Origin of the sequence: Neochlamydia sp. TUME1 (genome assembly GCF_000813645.1) — a bacterium.
GTDB lineage: Bacteria > Chlamydiota > Chlamydiia > Chlamydiales > Parachlamydiaceae > Neochlamydia.
In genome coordinates this window covers 1-4,587 of sequence record NZ_JRXI01000090.1, presented here as the reverse complement: position 1 = coordinate 4,587, position 4,587 = coordinate 1, and the positions used below count along the sequence as shown (strand labels likewise).

5 protein-coding genes are annotated in these 4,587 nt (G+C 32.3%); 2 read left to right on the top strand and 3 right to left on the bottom strand.

The features are described 5' to 3' along the window. Nucleotides 1–106 precede the first annotated feature (106 nt). Nucleotides 107–535 (top strand): hypothetical protein, encoded by a 429-nt coding sequence (locus tag DB41_RS03980; RefSeq protein WP_039384583.1) that lies wholly within the window; start codon nucleotides 107–109, stop codon nucleotides 533–535. A gap of 119 nt (nucleotides 536–654) precedes the next feature. On the opposite strand, the gene DB41_RS11615 is transcribed toward DB41_RS03980, so the two are convergent. Then, nucleotides 655–807 (bottom strand): hypothetical protein, encoded by a 153-nt coding sequence (locus tag DB41_RS11615; protein WP_155117574.1) that lies wholly within the window; start codon nucleotides 805–807, stop codon nucleotides 655–657. 629 nt (nucleotides 808–1,436) lie between these two features. Here DB41_RS11615 and DB41_RS03975 point away from each other — a divergent pair. Then, nucleotides 1,437–2,231 carry a hypothetical protein gene (locus DB41_RS03975; RefSeq protein WP_039384582.1) on the top strand — a complete coding sequence of 265 codons (795 nt, stop codon included), beginning with the start codon at nucleotides 1,437–1,439 and terminating at the stop codon, nucleotides 2,229–2,231. Between the two features lie 490 nt (nucleotides 2,232–2,721). On the opposite strand, the gene DB41_RS10640 is transcribed toward DB41_RS03975, so the two are convergent. Beyond that, a complete protein-coding gene (locus DB41_RS10640; protein WP_052243877.1) occupies nucleotides 2,722–3,288 on the bottom strand; it encodes a YtxH domain-containing protein in 567 nt (188 codons plus the stop codon). Nucleotides 3,289–3,884: 596 nt separating this feature from the next. After that, complete coding sequence (locus tag DB41_RS03965; protein ID WP_039384580.1) at nucleotides 3,885–4,136, bottom strand: hypothetical protein; 252 nt, start codon at nucleotides 4,134–4,136, stop codon at nucleotides 3,885–3,887. Nucleotides 4,137–4,587: the final 451 nt, after the last annotated feature.

Below are 4,587 nucleotides of genomic sequence, written 5' to 3'. Positions count from 1 at the left end.
AGTCACCTGAGGCACCAATGATATTTATTGCATTTAAAATGGGTTTAACTTATATCTAATTAATAGATCCAGATAATTAATTAATAAAAACAGTTAGGGGGCGAAAATGGGAGTTGACGTATTAAAAGGAGAAGTTTTCTATAAAATTGTTGCTCCTTCTCTTGAAGAAGAGATGGTAAAACAGAAAGCAACCTCTTTAGGAATTTCAGAAATTAAAACTTTAGAGGAAAAAAATTTATTAATTAATAGCTTACTCCATGATATTCAGTCTAAAATCTCAGATTATATTAATAAAGAAGAAGTTCTTAACAAAAATAAACATCTTAAACATTATAAATCTCCTTCCCTTTACAAGTGGTCAGTGCTAGAACAAGCTGAGAAAGCAGTGGAGACAATTTATCCTTATGCTACTGATGAAAATTTGACACTATCTGGAAAATCTTCTAAGCAACCAGCAGATAAGTCCTTACCTATTACTCCCTTACTCCTACTCTGTAGCGTGGTAGCGATGACTATATTGGGGAAGATGGAATAATATTTTTTCTATAAATTTGCGTAGGCAGCTTCAAAAATTAGTTTTTAAAGAAACTTAAGATTAATTTGAGCTTTAATAATAATAAAAAAAGTAAGCGAGCGCGGGATATAAAGAGTTTTTTAGATAACAGGAAGTATAGGCTGCCTACGAGCTGCATGTATATAGCGTCTGCCAGAAAATTTATAACGGTCACCTTGGTGATAAAGAATTTTGATGCAAATATACTGCACTCCCCCCATTTTTTGATGAATGTAGGCAGCTAACTTACACACAACTCACCTCTCATGATTAGATTTCTTAATGTACTCATTTAACCTCCAAAAGTTGTTTCTTAAGCTGTATGTATGATTTGTATAGGCAAGCGACTCTGGCCCATTCTTTGCAAATAAGATGCTTAGATGATTAACTAAATAATACGCTTTAAAAAGCTAAGTCTACATACCTGCCTCTGTAAAAGGCTTTATCTCAACTTAATGGGATGATTTTATAAAGTATACTGGTGCTTAAAAAGCAACTCAAAAGCATATAATTTACATTTTAATTAAGGAAGGGCATGGTAAATTTATCGTAGTGCCCTAAAATTCCCCTTTTATATTCCGAAATTTTTCTTTAATGATCCTAGCACTAACCTTTCAATTAAAAGGTTCTTCTCCTTGTTTTTATAAATTTAGGGAGCAAAATACTTTATGGGTTTCTTATGCCTTCCTTGTCTGTCTAAGCTCTTAACATCTGCTTTGATTGCTTCTTCACTTGACAGTCAGTGTGCTATCTCCACTAATTAAAGGATTTACAATGATTAAAAGACTTATTTTCAAAGATTCTTTGATAAGCAACTTAATAAAAATATTTCCTTTTAAATAAATTTCTTTTATGACAAGTGTAGGATATCTTTGGAGAGAACATGAGATCTTTTACACTTACTATGCAATACTTTATAGGAGAAGGCAAAAAGCGCAATCCCCTACTCTTCTATCTAGCAATTCTTAACTTTGCTTTAGCAATTTTCTTATTAAGCTTAATCCCCTTAGGTTCCACTGTAGCATCTGAGACCATCCCTTGGATAAAGCCTATCAAATTCGCTTTTTCTTTCGGACTTTATCTTTTGACGATAGGATGGATTTTAGTATACTTGAAAATTTCTACAAAAATGTTTTTAGCTATAAGCCGGCTAACAGCCCTGCTTATATTTATGGAAATGCTTGTAATTGTTCTACAGAGTATACAAGGAAAAATTTATCATTTTAGCATAGAGCAACCCTTAACCCTTGCTATCTGCTATGGTATGTGTCTATACCTATTTTCTCATCTATTAATTGTAGCTAATACCCTTATTGCGAGTTATATTTTATATTTATTTTTTCAACCCACTACTCTTTGCTCCCCTGCTTATTTATGGGGGATTCGCTTAGGTTTAGTTATATTTCTTTTAAGTTGTTTAGAAGGCGGTTTTATCGCTTTTCAGGATATGTATTGGAGGCAGGGACAAGTACTAAGCGGATGGGGCTTACCCTTCGCAGATTATACTTCTCGAGGTTATCTAACATCCTCACATTTTTTTGGCCTTCATGCTCTGCAAGCCTTACCTGTTATAGGCTATACACTAAGAAATAGATTACATAGCCAACAGCTACTATTTTCTATAGGAATTATCTATTTTACTATTTTCGTTTACCTTTTTGGAAAAGCCATTAATTAGATCTTTGGAGAGAAGCAGTAGAAACCTTTGCTCAAATGTCTTCTTTTTAGTGCTTGCTTAGTCTACTTTTTTGACTACACTTCCCTAGTAAAACACTTATCCACAAGCGAACTATTCTAAAACCTTTGTTTTTTTTAAATTATTTTTTGAAGCTTTCTTTTTCAAATATTTTATTTAGAAAGGACTATACAATTTTTTTCCATCCCTGGCTTATAGGTTAGTTAGAAGACGCTTTTGAGCTACTCCTTATACGGTCACCTACTTTATAAAATCTCTCTTGTTAAGCAGAGAGACATCTTTCAGAGGGCTGGGTATGCAGACTAAGCTTTTTAAAGCGTAGAATTACTCGCTTAACTTTCAATGAGAGGGAAAATTGTATGAATAGTATATACAAGGGGGAATAACGCCAAGATCGATAAAATTTTAACTTTAAAGGGAAGAAATTTTGGCAGGCTTCTAGATATAAAAGCCTGCCACTTAGGAAAGATGCTTACTTTTTCATTCTTCTTTGAGCTTTTTTCTCAGCTTTAGCTGCTCTCTTCTCAGCTTTTTTCAAGTGTTTTCTTGCGCGATGAGATTCTTTTTTTGCATGTCTTGCGCCCTTATTCACTTTATCTTTGACTTTATCAGCAATATTTTTAGTTTTATCGCTGACTTTATCTTTAATATCTTCATATTTATCTTGGATCTTATCACCGATATCTTTAGCTTTATCTTTTATCTTTTCGGCGGTGCCTTTATTTTTATCTTTAATATCTTCATATTTATCTTGGGCTTTATCACCAAGATCTTTGGATTTATCTCTTATTTTTTCGGCAGTGTCTCTAGTTTTATCTTTAATATCTTCGTATTTATCTTGGGCTTTATCGCCAAAATCTTTAGATTTATCTCTTACGTTTTCCTTGATATTTTCATATTTATCTTGGACTTTATCTAGAGTATTATCTAGCTTTTCTCCTGGAGTAGTAGCACAAAAAGTAGCACAAAAGGCATTTGCTGATAGAGATGTCAAGCAAATAGCTCCTAAAATTGTAAGGGCAAAATTTAGTTTTTTCATAAAGACCTCCGTTAACAAATTTAGTTCAAATTATACTAAGCAGTTAGAAGTTGTTGAATGGTAAAATTACCTTCACCAAAGATTTACTAATCTAACAAATTATCGCAATTAAAGCTAGTCAGTACTCTAAATAAAATAATTGTTAATATCATTTAGTGTAAGTTATAATTTTAAAAGGCAATAACTTGCCCTCTTCATTTTAGAGGTCAGGTCCCCTCCTTTAATATTTAGAATTTAGCGATTTAAATATTTGAAAAGCATTTAATAAAATAACTGAAAATGTAAAAGTTGATCGCTTGTCATCAATTTTAAAGGCTAGCCTTGCTTCTTTTTATAATACGAACAGGCTAGCAAGCTTTAAAATCACAAGCATTTCGAAATTTCCCCGCCTTTCTTTTATTGCACTCCACTCTATGTCTAAGCTGATTAGCAAGTGAGGATATCTTATAAATGAAAGAAAAATGATGAACAGTAAAAAGATGAGTTAAGGGCAAGCTTTCAAAATATAAAGCTTGCCCATTAATAATTAAAATCCTTAGCTTTTTCTCTATTTTACCTTTTTCTCAACGTTATCTTGGTTTTTTGCTGTCTTGCTTCTAACTCTTTTTTTTGGTAGAATTAATTTTATCTTTTACTTTTTCTTTTGCCTCATCGAGTTTATCCTTACTCTTTTCTACAGCATCGCTATATTTATCTTTGACAATATTTTTAAATTTTTTATATTTAACTTTCCCTTTGTCTAAAGCATCATCTATCTTCTTTCCAGGAGTGGCACAAAAAGCGCTTGCTGATAAACATGTAAAGCAGATTACACCTAAAGCTGTAAGGATTAAATTTAATTTTTTCATAAAGCCTCCCTTGATGTGTTAATTTCAAAATATTGCTCATAACTTTAAAATTATTTACTGTTTCCCTGTAACTTAAGTTTGTAGCCGAGTCCTTAATATAACAAACTTCCAAAAACAAATCCAACCAAACTTGAAAATAAAAAACCCAACTAAAAGTAGTATAAATTTTTAAAAACCTTTAAATTTTACAGCAATAAAAACAGTTAGTATAAATAAGTAAGAACTCTTGGCAATAAAATTTGATTTTTGTAAGTGCCCACTCCACCCTGGTGGGGGAGGGAGCATTGCTATTTAAATTATTGATGCTGAGGAATAAATGTAAATCATAAAGCGCAGCCAATGGAAAAATTGCTATTTGCAAGCATTTTTGACTTTACGGATGCCTGCAGAATTGCATCTGAAGCCCTATACCCCCGTGACCGCTTACTGATTTATGAAAAAGGGCAGAAGT

What these genes read in the sequence shown, in the direction of transcription:
- DB41_RS03980 (WP_039384583.1), top strand. Translation starts at nt 107, where the DNA reads ATGGGAGTTGACGTATTAAAAGGAGAAGTTTTCTATAAAATTGTTGCT.
- DB41_RS03975 (WP_039384582.1), top strand. Translation starts at nt 1,437, where the DNA reads ATGAGATCTTTTACACTTACTATGCAATACTTTATAGGAGAAGGCAAA.
- DB41_RS10640 (WP_052243877.1), bottom strand. Translation starts at nt 3,288, where the DNA reads ATGAAAAAACTAAATTTTGCCCTTACAATTTTAGGAGCTATTTGCTTG.
- DB41_RS03965 (WP_039384580.1), bottom strand. Translation starts at nt 4,136, where the DNA reads ATGAAAAAATTAAATTTAATCCTTACAGCTTTAGGTGTAATCTGCTTT.